This window comes from Vibrio cholerae ATCC 14035, assembly GCF_000621645.1.
GTDB lineage: Bacteria > Pseudomonadota > Gammaproteobacteria > Enterobacterales > Vibrionaceae > Vibrio > Vibrio cholerae.
Genome location: NZ_JHXR01000011.1, coordinates 60,067 through 76,562, shown reverse-complemented (window position 1 = coordinate 76,562; position 16,496 = coordinate 60,067). Strand labels below are relative to the sequence as shown.

15 protein-coding genes are annotated in these 16,496 nt (G+C 49.9%); 9 read left to right on the top strand and 6 right to left on the bottom strand.

The features are described from left to right. The first annotated feature begins 7 nt into the window (after window positions 1–7). Window positions 8–2,419: a bifunctional aspartate kinase/homoserine dehydrogenase II gene (locus T411_RS0108095; RefSeq protein ID WP_000149570.1), complete on the top strand. Its 2,412-nt coding sequence runs from the start codon at window positions 8–10 to the stop codon at window positions 2,417–2,419. A 286-nt stretch (window positions 2,420–2,705) separates the two neighbouring features. After that, complete coding sequence (metF, locus tag T411_RS0108085; RefSeq protein WP_000542395.1) at window positions 2,706–3,593, top strand: methylenetetrahydrofolate reductase; 888 nt, start codon at window positions 2,706–2,708, stop codon at window positions 3,591–3,593. Window positions 3,594–3,655: 62 nt separating this feature from the next. Here the strand turns inward: metF and zapB are convergent, their stop codons facing one another. Beyond that, the gene (zapB, locus tag T411_RS0108080; RefSeq protein ID WP_000007388.1) at window positions 3,656–3,898 is read right to left on the bottom strand and encodes a cell division protein ZapB; all 243 of its coding nucleotides are present in this window, start codon (window positions 3,896–3,898) and stop codon (window positions 3,656–3,658) included. Between the two features lie 320 nt (window positions 3,899–4,218). Here zapB and glpX point away from each other — a divergent pair, with 320 nt between their 5' ends. Beyond that, on the top strand, window positions 4,219–5,226 hold the full coding sequence (glpX, locus tag T411_RS0108075; protein WP_000817538.1) for a class II fructose-bisphosphatase: 1,008 nt from the start codon (window positions 4,219–4,221) through the stop codon (window positions 5,224–5,226). A gap of 76 nt (window positions 5,227–5,302) precedes the next feature. Here the strand turns inward: glpX and pfkA are convergent, their stop codons facing one another. The 3 genes from pfkA to T411_RS0108060 all read right to left on the bottom strand — a co-directional run bounded on the left by pfkA (window position 5,303) and on the right by T411_RS0108060 (window position 8,137). Next, entirely contained in the window at window positions 5,303–6,265 is a 963-nt protein-coding gene (gene pfkA, locus T411_RS0108070; RefSeq protein WP_000591796.1) for a 6-phosphofructokinase, read from the bottom strand. 262 nt (window positions 6,266–6,527) lie between these two features. Next, a complete protein-coding gene (gene fieF / locus T411_RS0108065; RefSeq protein ID WP_000712631.1) occupies window positions 6,528–7,433 on the bottom strand; it encodes a CDF family cation-efflux transporter FieF in 906 nt (301 codons plus the stop codon). A gap of 200 nt (window positions 7,434–7,633) precedes the next feature. Beyond that, a complete protein-coding gene (locus T411_RS0108060; RefSeq protein WP_000761521.1) occupies window positions 7,634–8,137 on the bottom strand; it encodes a CpxP family protein in 504 nt (167 codons plus the stop codon). Window positions 8,138–8,324: 187 nt separating this feature from the next. Here T411_RS0108060 and T411_RS0108055 point away from each other — a divergent pair, with 187 nt between their 5' ends. The 4 genes from T411_RS0108055 (at window position 8,325) to trmL (ending at window position 11,684) form a co-directional block, all read left to right on the top strand. Then, window positions 8,325–9,011, top strand: coding sequence for a response regulator (locus tag T411_RS0108055; protein WP_000940152.1), 687 nt, complete (start codon window positions 8,325–8,327; stop codon window positions 9,009–9,011). Further along, window positions 9,011–10,405, top strand: coding sequence for an envelope stress sensor histidine kinase CpxA (gene cpxA / locus T411_RS0108050; RefSeq protein ID WP_001239207.1), 1,395 nt, complete (start codon window positions 9,011–9,013; stop codon window positions 10,403–10,405). Before T411_RS0108055 ends, cpxA begins: the two co-directional genes overlap by 1 nt. Before the next feature lie 132 nt (window positions 10,406–10,537). Beyond that, window positions 10,538–11,155, top strand: coding sequence for a superoxide dismutase (locus T411_RS0108045; protein ID WP_001120293.1), 618 nt, complete (start codon window positions 10,538–10,540; stop codon window positions 11,153–11,155). A gap of 52 nt (window positions 11,156–11,207) precedes the next feature. Beyond that, window positions 11,208–11,684: a tRNA (uridine(34)/cytosine(34)/5-carboxymethylaminomethyluridine(34)-2'-O)-methyltransferase TrmL gene (trmL, locus tag T411_RS0108040; RefSeq protein WP_000459569.1), complete on the top strand. Its 477-nt coding sequence runs from the start codon at window positions 11,208–11,210 to the stop codon at window positions 11,682–11,684. 33 nt (window positions 11,685–11,717) lie between these two features. Here trmL and T411_RS0108035 read toward each other — a convergent pair whose 3' ends face one another. Next, window positions 11,718–12,203, bottom strand: coding sequence for an FxsA family protein (locus tag T411_RS0108035; RefSeq protein WP_000483998.1), 486 nt, complete (start codon window positions 12,201–12,203; stop codon window positions 11,718–11,720). A 91-nt stretch (window positions 12,204–12,294) separates the two neighbouring features. After that, window positions 12,295–13,233, bottom strand: a complete 939-nt coding sequence (locus T411_RS0108030; RefSeq protein ID WP_000248088.1) for a GGDEF domain-containing protein — start codon at window positions 13,231–13,233, stop codon at window positions 12,295–12,297. 244 nt (window positions 13,234–13,477) lie between these two features. Here T411_RS0108030 and aspA point away from each other — a divergent pair, with 244 nt between their 5' ends. Both aspA and T411_RS0108020 read left to right on the top strand, forming a co-directional pair. Continuing rightward, window positions 13,478–14,929, top strand: a complete 1,452-nt coding sequence (gene aspA / locus T411_RS0108025) for an aspartate ammonia-lyase (protein WP_000224052.1) — start codon at window positions 13,478–13,480, stop codon at window positions 14,927–14,929. Window positions 14,930–15,056: 127 nt separating this feature from the next. Further along, window positions 15,057–16,364, top strand: a complete 1,308-nt coding sequence (locus T411_RS0108020; protein WP_000638373.1) for an anaerobic C4-dicarboxylate transporter — start codon at window positions 15,057–15,059, stop codon at window positions 16,362–16,364. Window positions 16,365–16,496: the final 132 nt, after the last annotated feature.

Sequence of the window (16,496 nt, the reverse complement as noted above, 5' to 3'; positions counted from 1 at the left end):
TCTGTAAATGACCCATCCCCGTCAATTGCATAAATTTGGTGGTAGTAGCCTTGCCGACCCTGAGTGTTATCAACGTGTCGCGAAAATTCTTAAAAGTTATTCCAAAAGTGATGATCTGGTGGTGGTTTCTGCGGCTGGCAAAACCACTAACCGTTTGATCAGTTTTGTCGAAGCACTCAGTAAAGATGGTCGCGTTGCCCATGAAACCTTACATGCGCTGCGCCAATATCAGTCTGAATTGATTACTAAGCTACTCAGCAACGAAGCAGCCGAACCACTACTTAGCCAACTGCAACAAGAGATCAGCGTGTTAGGCGAGCTCACAGCTCCTCTTAGTAACGCACAATACGCTTGGGTTTTAGGACATGGTGAGCTCTGGTCGGCACGCCTGCTCGCCGCGTTACTGAACCAGCAAGATTTACCAGCGGTCGCACAAGATGCGCGAACATTTTTACGTGCCGAAGCAGGCACACAGCCGGAAGTCGATCGCGCGCGCTCTTACCCACTACTGAAAGCCGTGTTGGCACAACATACCCAGCGCCGCGTGGTGATCACCGGTTTTATGGCGCAAAACGAACAGGGCGATACTGTCCTGCTCGGTCGTAACGGTTCCGATTATTCTGCGACCGTGATTGGCGCACTGGCTGAAGTCTCACGCGTGACCATTTGGAGTGATGTGGCTGGCGTGTACAGTGCCGATCCACGCATTGTCAGCGATGCCTGTTTGCTGCCACTGCTAAGACTCGATGAAGCCAATGAGCTGGCACGCTTAGCTGCGCCAGTTCTGCACAGCCGTACACTCCAACCTGTCGCGCAGAGCACCATGGAGCTTCACTTACGTTGCAGCCACCAACCGGAATCGGGCTCTACCCGTATTGAACGGGTACTGGCTTCTGGTCGCGGCGCGAAAATCATTACTTCGCTCGATGATGTGCTGCTGATTGAGCTGAGCTTTGCTCATCACCATGATTTCCAACGTGTGCAAGAAGATGTGTTACAGCACTTGCAGCGCGTGCAACTGCAACCGCTGACTTACGAAGCACAACCTGACCAATACCGTTTGCGTTTAGCCTACACAGCAGAAATTGCGCCTGGCGCGTTTGCGGCGCTGCAAGATGCCGCGTTCGAGGCGGAAATCAAACTCAAAGAAGGCTATGACCTGATTGCTGCGGTCGGTGCGGGCGTCACTAAAAACCCGAACCACTGTTATGGCTTCTACCAACAGCTGAATGCCTTACCGGTCGAGTTTATCAGCGCGTCAGAATCAAGCCTCAGTTTGGTTGCCGTACTGCGTCAAACGCCGATTCATTCATTGGTTAACGCCATTCACAAACAGCTCTTCCAAGCTCAAAAACACGTCGCGATTGCGCTGTGTGGCAAAGGCAATATTGGCTCCAGCTGGCTCAAGTTGTTTGCCGAACAAAAAGAGAAATTGGAACAACGCCACGGCATGAATTTTGAGTTGGTTGCGGTAGTCGATAGCCAAACCTACTGGTTTAATGAGCAAGGCATTAATCCAAACCAAGTGGCCACGCATTTCCAAGATGAAGCACTGCCCAACCAAGAGCAAAGCTGGCTGAAAAAACTCGGCGCATTAGAAGGGTACGATGAAGCCGTCGTGATTGATGTCACCGCCAGCGAAGAGTTAGCTGAGCAGTATCTCGATATTGCCGAACACGGTTTGCACCTGATTTCCGCCAACAAAGTGGCAGGCTCTGCTGCGGGGAATTATTACTATCAAGTTAAAGATGCCTTTCACAAAATTGGCCGCCACTGGCTGTATAACGCCACGGTAGGCGCGGGCTTACCAATTAACCACACGGTGCGTGACCTACGTGAAAGCGGCGATGACATCATGGCGTTATCCGGGATTTTCTCCGGCACACTCTCATGGCTGTTCCAGCAATACGACGGCAGCTTGCCATTCAGTGAACTGGTGGATTTAGCATGGCAACAAGGCTTAACAGAGCCCGATCCGCGCTGCGATCTCGACGGTTCTGATGTCATGCGTAAATTGGTGATCTTGGCGCGTGAATCTGGCCTTGAGATTGAGCCGCAGAATGTCAAAGTGGAATCATTGGTACCTGCCGAGCTGCGCTCTGTATCACTGGATGATTTTCTCGATAACAGCAAACTGCTCAACGAGCAGCTCGCCGAACGCCTCGCCCGTGCGCAGAAGCAAGGCAAGGTGCTGCGCTACGTCGCAAGGCTAGAGAAAAATGGCAAAGCCAGCGTGGGTGTAGAAGCGCTTGAGCAAGATCATCCACTGGCTAACTTACTGCCGTGTGACAACATCTTTGCCATCGAGAGCAAATGGTATCGCGATAATCCATTGGTGATCCGAGGTCCCGGCGCTGGACGTGAAGTCACCGCTGGCGCGATTCAGTCGGATTTGAATCTGCTCGCGAGCCTACTCTAAATCTCTCGTTCTGCCCCTTAAAACAAAGCTCGTCGAAATGGCGAGCTTTCCCTCCCATCCTCTATACTTTTGGGTATAGAAAGCATCATGTTCTATCTCTCTCACCAAGAGCCATACATAGCGCTGAATGACATTTTCGAGCGTGAATCGACTTCACGATCAACATGAGTAATCTTCATAATGGCGAGGTTGACATCAAAGCGCATTCACGACATTCTACAGCCATATAGACGTCTAAACGTCAATTCAGATTCAGGCAGTGACACTCGGTCACAGGGAGTACAAGATGGGATACACACACGCTAGCCATATCGATGCATTGAACCAAAACATTGCGGAGCTTTCCGACATCAATGTTTCGTTTGAGTTTTTTCCACCCAGCTCACCACAAATGGAAGAAACGCTTTGGGGATCGGTACACCGTCTGAAAACACTCCAACCGAAATTTGTTTCGGTCACTTATGGTGCAAACTCTGGTGAGCGTGACCGTACTCACTCGATCATTAAAGCGATCAAAGATCAAACCGGTTTAATTGCCGCGCCACACCTGACTTGTATCGATGCCACTCGTGATGAACTGATCCAGATCGCCGATGACTACTGGCATAACGGCATCCAGAATATTGTGGCGCTGCGTGGGGATATCCCGGCTGGCGGTGGTAAGCCAGAGATGTACGCCTCCGATCTAGTGACGCTGCTCAAATCACGCCACGATTTTGATATTTCCGTGGCCGCCTTCCCTGAAGTGCACCCTGAAGCCAAAAGCGCGCAAGCGGACCTGCTCAATTTAAAACGTAAAGTCGATGCAGGTGCGAATCGTGCCATCACGCAGTTTTTCTTTGATGTAGAAAGCTACCTGCGTTTTCGCGATCGCTGTGTGGCCGCTGGGATTGACGTAGAAATCGTGCCTGGCATTCTGCCGGTTTCTAACTTTAAACAAGCGTCGCGCTTCGCTGCGCAAAACAACGTCAAAGTTCCGAATTGGATGGTGAAGCAGTTTGAAGGATTAGAAGACGATCCAGTGACTCGCCAGTTGGTAGGTGCAAGCCAAGCCATTGATATGGTGCGCGTGCTGTGCCGTGAAGGGGTGAAGGATTTCCACTTCTACACCCTAAATCGTGCCGAAATGACTTACGCGTTATGCCACACCTTAGGCGTTCGCCCACAAGCTTAAGTGAAAACTCCGAGCCTCGATCAAAAACGCCGACATCACTGTCGGCGTTTTCATAAGGAAAATTATTCCACGTCTTCCATTTTGCCCAGCAGGCTACGAATGCGCTCTTGCCATGCCGCATGCTCTTGCTGAACTTGCTGTGCACGTTGCTCAAGTGCTTCACGCGCTTCACGCAGCTCTTGCGCTTCATTTTGCAGCTGTTGCTTTTCTTCTTTGAGCTCTTCAACTTCCATTTGCAGCAGTGCAATGGTGTCGACTGCAGTTTGAATTTTCGCTTCCAGTTTTTCTAATACTTCAAAAGACATGACGTTTTACCCTTGTTGATTCGGTTGAGGTGAAGTGGACTTCACTGATTGAGTTCATTCTACTCAGCCCTGTGCACAGAAACACGCCCTAAGTTCGATCTTTTTCGCTATTCGGTTAAAAAAACCGCGCAATTTGACCCAAGCTTAACTTAACGAGCCGCTAAGCCCGATCCGAGCTGGCATTTTCGAGCAAACCTCGACTTATCTTGCGCGTTTTTGATCAAAGGCAAAGGCGAATCGCCGCAAAAGGCAAACGTTTACTTGGGAGTGTGGTAGAATGCCGCGCAAAATTTCTCTCTTGGGTTTGGAGCAAAGCAAACATGAAACGCGATTTAGCAATGGCTTTTTCCCGCGTCACCGAAGGTGCCGCACTCGCAGGCTATAAATGGTTAGGACGTGGCGATAAAAATGCCGCCGATGGTGCTGCGGTAGAAGTGATGCGCATCCTGCTCAACCAAACGGAGATCAGCGGTGAAATTGTGATTGGTGAAGGCGAAATTGATGAAGCGCCTATGCTGTACATTGGCGAGCAAGTCGGTCTGGGGGGCGATGCGGTTGATATTGCGGTCGACCCTATCGAAGGTACTCGCATGACCGCCATGGGACAATCCAATGCCTTAGCCGTGCTTGCAGCCGGTGAAAAAGGCAGTTTCCTGAAAGCGCCCGATATGTACATGGAAAAGTTGGTGGTTGGCCCCGGTGCAAAAGGCTGCATCGACCTCAATTTGCCGCTCAAAGATAACCTAAACCATGTCGCAAAAGCACTCGGCAAACCCTTAACCGATTTGGTGGTGATCACGCTTGCCAAACCGCGCCACGACCAAGTGATTGCGCAAATGCAACAGATAGGCGTACGCGTTTTTGCAGTGCCGGATGGCGATGTCGCCGCATCGATTCTGACCTGTATGCCCGATAGTGAAGTGGACATGATGTACTGCATTGGTGGGGCACCAGAAGGCGTAGTCTCTGCGGCGGTGATCCGCGCGCTGGATGGCGACATGCAAGGCCGTTTACTGCCGCGTCATCAAGTCAAAGGCGATAGCGAAGATAATCGCATTTGGGGGGCAAAAGAGCTCGAACGCTGTCAACAAATGGGCGTAGAAGCCGGTAAAGTGCTGAAAATGGAAGACATGGCACGCAGCGATAACGTGATTTTCGCGGCCACCGGCATCACCAAAGGTGATTTGCTTGATGGCATCAGTCGCAAAGGCAATATCGCAACAACAGAAACACTGCTGATCCGTGGCCGCTGTCGCACCATTCGTCGTATTCGCTCAATTCACTATCTGGAGCGTAAAGACCAACAAGTGCGCGACATCATTCTCTAATCCGCATATAAACAAACCCGTATAAAAAAGACCGCCTTGGCGGTCTTTTTGTCTCTGAATACAAAGTGCTGCGAACTTAGAACAGCTCTTCAGCGACTTTGTACAGGTCAGTGCGTACAGGACGCTTCATGTTTTCAATCGCATCAATGATGTCGTGGTGAACCAGTTGCTCTTTCTGGATACCCACACAACGACCACCGTGACCTTCCATCAATAGATGCACCGCGTAGTTACCCATGCGCGATGCCAGTACACGGTCAAATGCGGTAGGTTTACCACCACGTTGAATATGGCCTAATACAGTTGCGCGAGTTTCACGGCCTGTCGCCGATTCAATCTCTTTGGCCAGTTTGTTGGCATCCATCATCAGCTCAGTCAGCGCAATGATCGCGTGCTTTTTGCCTTTCGCAATACCATCTTTGATATTGGAAATCAGCTGCTCCATATTCAGACCCGTTTCCGGTGTGATGATGTATTCACAGCCACCCGCAATCGCAGAGGTCAGCGTCAAGTCACCACAGTGACGACCCATGATTTCTACGATAGAGATACGTTGGTGTGAAGAAGAGGTATCGCGCAGACGGTCAATCGCTTCAATAACGGTGTTCAGGGCAGTCAAATAACCGATGGTGTAGTCGGTGCCCGCGATATCGTTATCAATCGTGCCTGGCAGACCGATACAAGGGAAACCCATTTCGGTCAGTTTTTTGGCGCCCATGTAAGAGCCGTCACCACCAATCACAACCAGCGCTTCAATGCCGTGCTTTTTCAGGTTTTCAATCGCTTTTTCGCGCACTTCAACTTCACGAAATTGTGGGAAGCGTGCAGAGCCTAAAAAAGTACCGCCACGGTTGATCACGTCAGACACGCTTGAACGGTCTAGCTGCTTAATACGATCTTCGTACAGACCTTGGTAGCCGTCGTAAATACCAAACACTTCTAAACCTGCGCCAAGTGCTGTACGCACCACGCCGCGAATAGCTGCATTCATACCTGGGGCATCGCCACCACTCGTCAAAACACCGATTTTTTTAATCATGCTCACCCTCGAACTTTGCGAATCGAATATCAATTTCTACGCCGTCTGGCTTGTAAGGAACCAGACAGAAAAATTCAAAAACTGTGCGTAATGTTACCTTTCCCGATTAGGAATACTACTGTTATTTGCACTAAATTCTGTAAGTTTTCTACTTATGTAAGAGTATTACAGTTTTGTGCTCACCCTGTGTTGATTCATGTCAGGGTTGGCGTTTTTTTGTTAACTTGGGGAAAAGATAGTCAAACTGACGCCTTTTGTCGCCTCACTGGAGCGATTTTTGTTGCTGCTCGGCCTCAAGCACCACGGAATGCGGGTCTTGGTGGATCAAAACATCAGCCCCCACAAAATGTTCACGCAATTTATCCTCCACCCGATCCGAGATCTGATGTGCTTCGAGCAACGAAATGTTGTCATCTAATTCCAAATGGAGCTGAATGAAGCGCACCGGGCCGGACATACGCGTACGCAGTTGATGCATACCAATCACGCCAGCCACACTGAGGCAGATCGCATGAATTTGTTCCAACTCTTCATCGGGTAATTTACGGTCAAGCAGCGTCTGCACCGCATCATGCACCATTTTAAAGGCGCTGAATAAGATATAGAGACCGATACCGATCGCAAAAATGGCATCCGCTTGACCCAATCCCCACCAACTTAATCCCAGCGCAACCATGATGGCCGCGTTCATCAGCAGATCGGATTGATAATGGAGCGAGTCTGCGGCAATCGCTTGGCTGCCGGTTTTTCTGACCACATAGCGCTGAAACAGTACTAAGCCAAAAGTCACCAATATGGCGATGGCGCTGACATAGATGCCTAATTCAGGAGCATTCAATTCATGGGGTCGGAAGAAGCGGTCGACACCGTTGAGGATCAAAAAGCACGCGGAGCCCGAAATAAACATGGCTTGTGCCAGTGCCGCGAGCGATTCTGCTTTACCATGCCCAAACGCATGTTCATGGTCAGCGGGCTGTAGTGCAAAACGTAATACGATAAGGTTAACCACAGAGGCGGCGATATCGAGTACTGAGTCGATTAAAGACGCCAGTAAGCTCACTGACCCCGTTACCCACCACGCTGCAACCTTGACCACCAAGAGCAGCGAGGCTACCGCCGTCGCGGTCCAAGCGGCCATGGTGACCAAACGAGCGTATTCTTTTTTCATCACGCTTCCCTTTTTCTTGGGTTGTCAGACAGAAGACCGAGTATATACCCAAACGAGTGAGCGTTGCAGGTGTCAGGTGGAACGAGCCCAGTCAACACTGCGCCGCTTCAAGCGGAAGAAGGAGGAGATAACCGAGAAATCCAAAACCACAAGGCAGCACTTAGGCCGCCTTGTTGAAGTAAGAGTCGTGAGTCGTTCGATTATTGACTAGCGTGTTTTTTGCCTTTGCCATGTTGGCCATCTTGCATGCATTCCGCCATTTTCTCTTGTTGCAGGGTTTGCAACTTGGCTTTCTGTTCGGCAGTCAAAATGCTCATCATTTGGTGGCGTTTTTCCATCATTTTTACGCGATGAGTCACTTGCTGATCTACCATCTGTTTTGCCAGATTCTCAGCGGCTGCTTGGTCAAAATCAGCCGCGAGCACCAGAGCGCGCTCCTGCGCGTGCAATGCTTTCATTGCATCATGGCTTTGCCCGCGATTAGCGCGCATCTCTTCACGTCCAGCCTCACGCATCTCTTTGAGTTGGGCTTGCTGCTCAGCGGTTAAATCAAGCTGTTTCCAGATCCCACGTTCACCGCGGTCGCCACAATGTCCATCACCCTCTTTATCCCAACCGTGACCACCGTAAGCCAGCGCCGCCGTCGTTCCCAGAGTCAGCGGTAGGACAGCCGCGGCTAAAATCATTTTTTTGGCAAGTTTCATCGTTCGTTCCTCTACATTTCGTTTCGTTATCGATTAGGCTGCTCTGCAGCGCTTGAACATAGATTACGACTTGCAAGGTCAAGTGACGTATAGGGAGCGTAAAGAATCGTAAAGAGCAGATTGCTCACTGACCACAGCACTTTTTTCACGGTAAACTGAAGGTAACAAAGCAATACACGAGGCAGCTATGGCACATATCCTTTTGATCGATGATGACACCGAATTGACCAGTCTATTGACCGAGGTTTTACAGTACGAAGGCTTTGAAATTTCACAAGCCAATGACGGTGAAGCCGGACTAGCCGCGGTCAGCGATGAGATCGACTTGATCCTACTCGATGTGATGATGCCTAAGCTTAATGGCATGGAAACCCTCAAGCGTCTGCGCGAAAAATGGGCAACGCCGGTTTTAATGCTGACCGCGAAAGGCGAAGAGATCGATCGGGTGATCGGCTTAGAGCTCGGAGCGGATGATTATCTGCCCAAACCTTTTAGCGATCGCGAGTTGCTGGCGCGCATTCGTGCGATTTTGCGCCGTACGCAAAACGGCCTCACGCCTAAAAACAGCGATGTCATCGAGTGTCAGGACATTCAAGTCTACCCAGGAAAACAGGAAGCCTACTGCCAAGGACAACTGCTGGAACTGACGACTACGGAATTTGCCCTGCTCACTCACTTTGTGCAGTCGCCCGGAGCAACCTTGACCAAAGAGATGCTGAGTATTGAAGTGCTCGGCAAGCACCTTGCGGCATTTGATCGAGCCATCGATATGCATGTGTCTAACCTGCGCAAAAAACTGCCTGAGCGGCCAGATGGCAAAGCACGGATCAAAACCTTGCGCGGTCGCGGCTACTTAATGGTTCAGGAGGAGTAATGCGTCTACCGTTACCGAAATTGAATAACCTGTATGGGCGCATCTTTGCGATTTTCTGGTTTACCATGCTGTTGGTACTGTTCGCGGTATTGACCCTACCTCATCTTGACCCGCGTAAATCGCGTGACTTATCACCCGAAACGCATCAACGTTTGCTCGAGAGCAGAGATCGCTTTGAACAGCAATTTCGCAACCAAAGCGACTTAAGAGCCATTCTGTTTCAGCTCGAAGGGCCAGACAGTCAGCACCGTAAACACGATGGTCAGCCGCGTTTTTTTATCACCGATTTGGAAAGCAACATTATCACCAACTCAAAGCAGACCGATTTTCGTTTTAAAGCGATGCAAAACTTCTGCTCCAGTATTGAATCGGTTCAAAAACCGCAGCAGCGCCTGTATGGCCGTTATATGTTGGCAGGCCCAGTGCCCATTACGTTAGCCAAACAAGATCTGCTGTTGTATGTCGGTATGCGCTGGGATGAACCACCGCCGTTTTTGCTGCGTCTGTTTGATAAACCCTTCCAACTCTTGTTGGCGATCATGCTGGTGAGCACCCCGCTGCTACTGTGGCTGGCGTGGGCCTTGAGTAAACCGGCGCAAAATCTGGCTCAAGCCGCGCAGCGTGTCGCGCGGGGCGAATTTGTGCATGACCCGAAATTAGAACGCGGCACAGCGGAGTTTCAACAGGCGGGACGCAGCTTTAACCAGATGGTGGATGCGGTCAATCAGATGGTTTCTGGGCAGCAAAGACTGCTTTCTGACATCTCCCACGAATTGCGTTCCCCCTTAACTCGGCTACGCATGGCCAACGCGCTGGCAATGCGTAAACTCGGCAGTAGCAGTGAATTAGAACGGATCGATACCGAAGCACAACGTTTAGAGCAGATGATTGGGGATTTACTGGCGCTCTCACGCATGCAAATCAATAGCCATTTAATGCGCGAAGTGCAGCCACTGAGTAGTTTATGGGAAGAGTTGCTCAAAGATGCGCAATTTGAAGCTGAACAGATGCACAAAATGCTGACTTTTGACGCGATCCCAGAGCGAACCATCAACGGCACGCCCAAATTACTGATGAGTGCATTGGAAAACGTGGTGCGTAACGCGATCCACTACGGGCAACAGCAGATCCACGTAGCCTTTACCATTCAAGACCAGCAACTCATCGTGAGCGTCGATGATGATGGCGAAGGTGTACCCGAAGAGGAGTTGGCGGATATTTTCCGCCCGTTCTATCGCGTCTCGACAGCGCGGGATCGACACAGCGGTGGCACAGGGCTTGGTTTAGCCATCACCGAAAATGCCATTCGCCAACACAGTGGCACTATCAGCGCAAACCGCAGTCACTTAGGAGGCTTACAAGTTCGCTTTACTTTACCTCTGGCGAGCGCTTAACGCAGTAACTCGGGGCAGCAATATCCTCACAATCTCCAGGTTGTTAATGATATTAATTATCATTAACATAAAAGAATACCCTTGCTATCCGCCTTGCTGATAGCCAAGCGATATTCATCCAAGGAGGATACTATGCCCCATCTATTTCCCGATCTACCTTACGCTTACGATGCGTTAGAACCTTATATTGATACCAAGACCATGGAGGTGCATTACAGCAAGCACCACCGCACTTACTACGATAAATTTCTGTCTGCCATCAAGGGGACTGAGCATGAAGATAGGCCACTGAGCGAGATTTTCGCGCGCGTTTCGACCTTACCCGCGGCCGTGCGTAACCACGGTGGTGGCTACTATAACCACATTGTGTATTGGAACTGTATGAAGCCTAACGCTGGCGGCGAGCCACAAGGCGAATTGGCCGCAGAGATCGAACGTCAATTTGGCAGTTTTGCGCAGTTCAAAGAAGCCTTCTCGCAAGCGGCCGTGAACACCTTTGGCTCTGGTTTTGTCTGGCTTATCGTGCAACAAGGTCAACTGAGCATTACTTCCACCAGCAACCAAGATAACCCATTGATGGATGTGGTTGCCGTGCGTGGCGAGCCGATTCTTGCCCTTGATGTGTGGGAACACGCTTACTACATTCGCTACCAAAACCGCCGCCCTGAGTACATTGATGCGTGGTGGAATGTGGTGAACTGGGAAGCGGTCAGTGAAAACTACGCCATCGCACTCACCCAAGCTGCGTAAATCATCAGAAGGGGCTATACTCGCCCCTTCTTTATTTCATTGACCATCCGTTATGTTTGATATCGCTCTCTACGAACCCGAAATCGCACCCAATACGGGTAACATCATTCGTTTGTGTGCCAACTGTGGCGCGAACTTGCATCTCATCGAGCCACTGGGTTTTGATCTGGAAGAGAAAAAGGTGCGCCGCGCCGGTTTGGATTACCATGATTTAGCTCGAGTGACGCGCCATAAAGATTACGCCGCGTTTATCGAATACTTACAGCGTGAGCGAGGCTCTTTCCGCTTGTTTGCTTGCACCACGAAAACCACACAACATCATGTGGATGCCCAATTTCAACAAGGCGATGTGCTGCTGTTTGGTCCAGAAACACGCGGTTTGCCTGCCGAGCTGATTGCCAGCTTGCCCGCCGAGCAGCGGATTCGAATCCCGATGATGCCAGAAGCGCGCAGCCTAAACCTTTCCAATGCGGTAGCGATTATTGCTTTTGAAGCGTGGCGTCAAATGGGGTTTGATGGCGCACGCTAATACACCATCAAAGTAACCGACTGACCTAAGGTATTATTTCAAACGGTGCTGGTCTTGATCGTCTTTGCGCTCAAATTCACCTTCATAGGTCGTGCCGTTTGGATTTGCACGATCGTGAAAAGGGTTGGGCTGCTCAAAACCGGCTCCACTGGCGTGGATATTGCCGACCACCACACGACTCATCAACTGCTTTGCGAAATAAGCACGCGGCGCAGGCAGCAGTACCAGCATACCGAGGATGTCCGTGAAAAAGCCTGGGGTCAGTAACAACACACCCGCCACGGCTAACATTACCCCTTCTAAAATTTGCTGTGCGGGCAGTTGGCCTTGCGCTAGGCGCTGTTGTACGGTCAACAGCGTTTGTAAACCTTGGCTACGCACCAGCGAAGCACCAACAATTGCGGTTAACAGCACAAGGGCGATGGTCGGCCACACACCGAGCACGCCGCCGACTTGAATAAACAGCGCGATTTCAATCACAGGGACTGCAATAAATAAAAACAGTAGTATCGGGAACACAATGCCTCCTTGGTTTTGGTCACGTTAACCACAACCGAGATGGCTGACAAGTCACCCAGAGAGAAAACCGACGCCAACAAACACTTTTTGTTTACCGATCAGCAATCACCCGATTGCGCCCCAAGCGTTTCGCCGACAGCAGCGCTTGATCAGCAGTGTGTAACAAATTGTCCCAATTGTGACTCATCATCGCTCCCATGGTGCACCCAGCACTGAGCGTCAAAGCAATCTGCTGTCCTTGCCACATCAAGGTATGGCTCTCAACATAGTCTCGTATGTTTTCGGCCAGCCCAATCACATTCGCCATGTCGTCGCATTCAAAGCAGACCAAAAACTCTTCACCGCCCCAACGCACACAGCAAGACAGTGGAGGTAAGTTTTGCTCCAACAATCCGGCGATTTGGCGCAGCACATAGTCTCCAGCAGGATGACCGTAGGTATCGTTGATTTGCTTAAAATGGTCGATATCAAAAATTATCAACCCCAGTAGCGTCTCAGGTGCTATCGGCTCACTCCAAGTGAAGAAACCTCGGCGATTTTTCAGTTGAGTCAATGGATCAATTTGCGATTGGCGCTCGGCTTCCGCAAGAGAGATTTTATAGTCATGAATATTGCGAAAAGTAATGATATGCAGATCGTCACGACAGGACGGTTCGATTTGCGCTGAGACGGAAAACCAACGCTGCACCCCATCAGCACACATGATCAAAGCGGGCATCTGCGCGACATCTTCGCCTTGCGCCCGCGCTTCATCGACCGTCTTTTGGCATTGCGCAACGATCTCCTGTCGATAGTCAATTTGTGGGTAAGCCCTTTCAAACCAAGTCTCGATATTTGGGATCTGCGCCATGGTATACCCGAGCTCTTTCACAAAAGCTTTATTAAAATGCAGATGCTCACGCTCGCCTTGTCCGAGCACAGAAGATTTAGAAATAATGATCGGCAGCGGAATCACATCCAGTATGCGGCTGACATATCCTTGTAGATCTTGGTCCGACAACAACCTTGCTGAATCGGCACGATTCACCATAAATCCGTTCCTTTTTATACCGCTTTCTCTCTTTATATAGTTATAGATAAAACTCTCAGCAAATTTTCCATCAAATTGTATTAAAAGGTGATCCAGTTACTATTTTTAATATGCATTTACAGTATTATGTGCCTCGTAAGTCAGGACGGATTTCCAGCCAAAAACTCTGACGAATGGATTCTTAAATTACAGAAATGGCTATTAATTTAGTTTTTTACCAGAATAATTATCTAAGGATCCCCTTATGGCTACCCTATCTGAAGCGCCTAAAACAGCGACTCCGGCTACCCGCGTTGAAGAAGATCTGTTAGGTCAACGTCACGTTCCTGCTGATGCTTACTACGGTATTCATACCCTTCGTGCTGTCGAAAACTTCAACATCTCTAACGTTACGATCTCTGACGTGCCTGAATTTGTACGCGGCATGATCATGACCAAAAAAGCGGCCACTCTGGCAAACAAAGAGCTGGGCGTGATTCCTAAAGATGTGGCGAACTACATCCTTCAAGCGTGTGATTTGATTCTTGAAACAGGTAAGTGCATGGATCAATTCCCGTCAGATGTATTCCAAGGTGGTGCGGGCACGTCAGTGAACATGAACACCAACGAAGTGATTGCTAACGTTGCACTCGAGCTGATGGGCAAACAAAAAGGTCAATACGAGTTCATCAACCCCAATGACCACGTAAACAAGAGCCAATCAACCAACTGTGCATACCCAACGGGTTTCCGCATCGCGGTTTACAACAGCATCCTGAAAGTGATTGATGCGATTGAATACCTAAAAGGCTCATTCGAACTTAAAGCGGCTGAGTACAAAAACATCCTGAAAATGGGTCGTACTCAGTTGCAAGACGCTGTACCTATGACCGTAGGTCAAGAATTCCACGCATGGGCTGTGACGCTGAATGAAGAGATCCGCGCGCTGCAATACACTTCAAAACTGCTTTTGGAAGTGAACTTGGGCGCAACCGCGATCGGTACTGGCCTGAACGCCGCTCCGGGTTACCAAGAGCTGGCCGTGAAATATCTGGCGCAAGTGACAGGTTTAGAAACCGTTCCAGCAGAAGATCTGATTGAAGCCACCTCTGACTGTGGTGCTTACGTGATGACTCACGGCGCGTTGAAACGTCTAGCGATGAAGCTCTCTAAGATCTGTAACGATCTACGTCTGCTCTCTTCTGGTCCACGTGCAGGTCTGAATGAAATCAACTTGCCTGAACTGCAAGCGGGTTCGTCCATCATGCCAGCGAAAGTAAACCCAGTAATCCCAGAAGTGGTGAACCAAGTTTGCTTTAAAGTATTCGGTAACGACAACACCATTACATTCGCCGCAGAAGCGGGTCAACTGCAGTTGAACGTCATGGAGCCTGTGATTGCTCAAGCGATGTTTGAGTCTATCTCTCTGCTGACTAACGCCTGTGTCAACCTACGCGACAAGTGCATTGATGGCATCACAGTCAACAAAGAAATCTGTGAAAACTTCGTGTTTAACTCTATCGGTATCGTGACTTACTTAAACCCATACATTGGCCACCATGAGGGTGACATTGTCGGTAAGATCTGTGCCGAAACCGGTAAGAGCGTACGCGAAGTGGTACTTGAGCGCGGCTTGCTAACTGAAGAGCAGCTCGATGACATCTTCTCGGTTGAGAACCTGATGCATCCTCAGTACAAAGCAAAACGTTACGAATAATCGTTCGGTTTAAGCCCCCTTTGTTGGGGGCTTTTCTCATCAAACTCAATGCGGTGAAAGCATTATTTGAACGCTCGTTATGGTGAGTGTTGAGATAATTTTTTCATCTTTAAATGAGGTAATCATTATGATTTGGGTCGAACTGGCTATTGTTCTCCTCTTCATCTTCATAGGCGCACGGATTGGCGGTATCGGCATTGGTTTGGCCGGTGGTGCTGGTGTGATCGCCTTGTCATTAATCCTTGGCGTACCGACTAAACAAGCCTTTATTCCGGTCGATGTCATCTTGATCATCATGTCGGTCATCACCGCAATTGCCGCAATGCAAGTGGCTGGCGGTATGGATTGGCTGGTCCAACTGGCCGAAAACTTCCTACGTAAACATCCGGAAAGAATCACCTTCTACGCTCCGATTGTCACTTTCCTGATGACACTGATGGCAGGTACAGGCCACACCGCATTTTCCACTTTGCCTGTGATTGCCGAAGTGGCAAAAGGTCAAGGCGTGCGTCCTTCACGTCCACTCTCGATTGCTGTTGTTGCCTCACAAATCGCGATCACCGCTTCACCGATTTCAGCGGCCGTCGTTGCCTTTGCCGCGATGTTGGTGCCGTTTGGTGTGGATTACTTAACACTGCTGGCGATCTGTATCCCAACTACCTTCGCCGCCTGTATGGTCGGTGCGTTTGTGGCCAACTTTATGGGCAGCGAGCTGAAAGATGATCCGATTTATCAAGAGCGTCTGGCACAAGGTCTGATCAAGCTTGCGGGTACTCAGAAGCGTGAAATTCTGCCAACCGCGAAAACCGCGACTTACATCTTCCTCACCGCGATCATTCTGGTGGAGTGCTACGCGGCGGCGATTTCAAACTCGATTGGTCTAATCGAAAACCCAGCGCTTGGCCGTAACGAAGCGATCATGACCTTCATGCTCGCAGCTGCAGCCGGTATTGTGCTACTGACTAAGATTGACGCAGCACAAATTCCAGCCGCTTCAACCTTCCGCTCAGGTATGACAGCCTGTGTCTGTGTGCTGGGTGTGGCTTGGCTTGGTTCAACGTTTGTCAACGCGCACGTCGATGGCATCAAAGAAGTGGCTGGTACTCTGCTGGCTGACTACCCATGGATGCTGGCACTAGTGCTGTTCTTTGCTTCTATGCTGCTTTACTCACAAGGTGCAACCACAGTTGCGCTGATGCCTGCAGCACTGGCGATTGGTGTAGCACCTCTGACCGCAGTAGCCTCTTTTGCTGCGGTGAGCGCCCTGTTCGTACTGCCAACCTACCCAACCTTGTTGGCCGCGGTAGAAATGGATGACACAGGTTCAACGCGTATTGGTAGCTATGTATTTAACCACCCATTCTTTATTCCAGGTGTGGTCACCATCGCCAGCGCCGTTGCCTTTGGCTTCCTCTTTGGCAGTCTGTTTATCTAAGAATAAAGTGCAAAATCATGGGAGCTGCGGCTCCCTTTTTTGTCGCTGCCAATCGCCATTCTCCTGATTGGAGGAGCTTTATTTCTCTCGAAAATCATCTTCTTGAGAAATGCGATCCGTTTCAAACCCTAC

Bases quoted from the DNA above. Each gene is read 5' to 3' on its own strand.
- glpX (WP_000817538.1), top strand. From the start codon at position 4,219: ATGAAACGCGATTTAGCAATGGCTTTTTCCCGCGTCACCGAAGGTGCC.
- aspA (WP_000224052.1), top strand. From the start codon at position 13,478: ATGGCTACCCTATCTGAAGCGCCTAAAACAGCGACTCCGGCTACCCGC.
- T411_RS0108095 (WP_000149570.1), top strand. From the start codon at position 8: ATGACCCATCCCCGTCAATTGCATAAATTTGGTGGTAGTAGCCTTGCC.
- pfkA (WP_000591796.1), bottom strand. From the start codon at position 6,265: ATGATTAAAAAAATCGGTGTTTTGACGAGTGGTGGCGATGCCCCAGGT.
- cpxA (WP_001239207.1), top strand. From the start codon at position 9,011: ATGCGTCTACCGTTACCGAAATTGAATAACCTGTATGGGCGCATCTTT.
- fieF (WP_000712631.1), bottom strand. From the start codon at position 7,433: ATGAAAAAAGAATACGCTCGTTTGGTCACCATGGCCGCTTGGACCGCG.
- T411_RS0108060 (WP_000761521.1), bottom strand. From the start codon at position 8,137: ATGAAACTTGCCAAAAAAATGATTTTAGCCGCGGCTGTCCTACCGCTG.
- T411_RS0108020 (WP_000638373.1), top strand. From the start codon at position 15,057: ATGATTTGGGTCGAACTGGCTATTGTTCTCCTCTTCATCTTCATAGGC.
- T411_RS0108055 (WP_000940152.1), top strand. From the start codon at position 8,325: ATGGCACATATCCTTTTGATCGATGATGACACCGAATTGACCAGTCTA.
- T411_RS0108030 (WP_000248088.1), bottom strand. From the start codon at position 13,233: ATGGTGAATCGTGCCGATTCAGCAAGGTTGTTGTCGGACCAAGATCTA.
- metF (WP_000542395.1), top strand. From the start codon at position 2,706: ATGGGATACACACACGCTAGCCATATCGATGCATTGAACCAAAACATT.
- zapB (WP_000007388.1), bottom strand. From the start codon at position 3,898: ATGTCTTTTGAAGTATTAGAAAAACTGGAAGCGAAAATTCAAACTGCA.
- T411_RS0108045 (WP_001120293.1), top strand. From the start codon at position 10,538: ATGCCCCATCTATTTCCCGATCTACCTTACGCTTACGATGCGTTAGAA.
- trmL (WP_000459569.1), top strand. From the start codon at position 11,208: ATGTTTGATATCGCTCTCTACGAACCCGAAATCGCACCCAATACGGGT.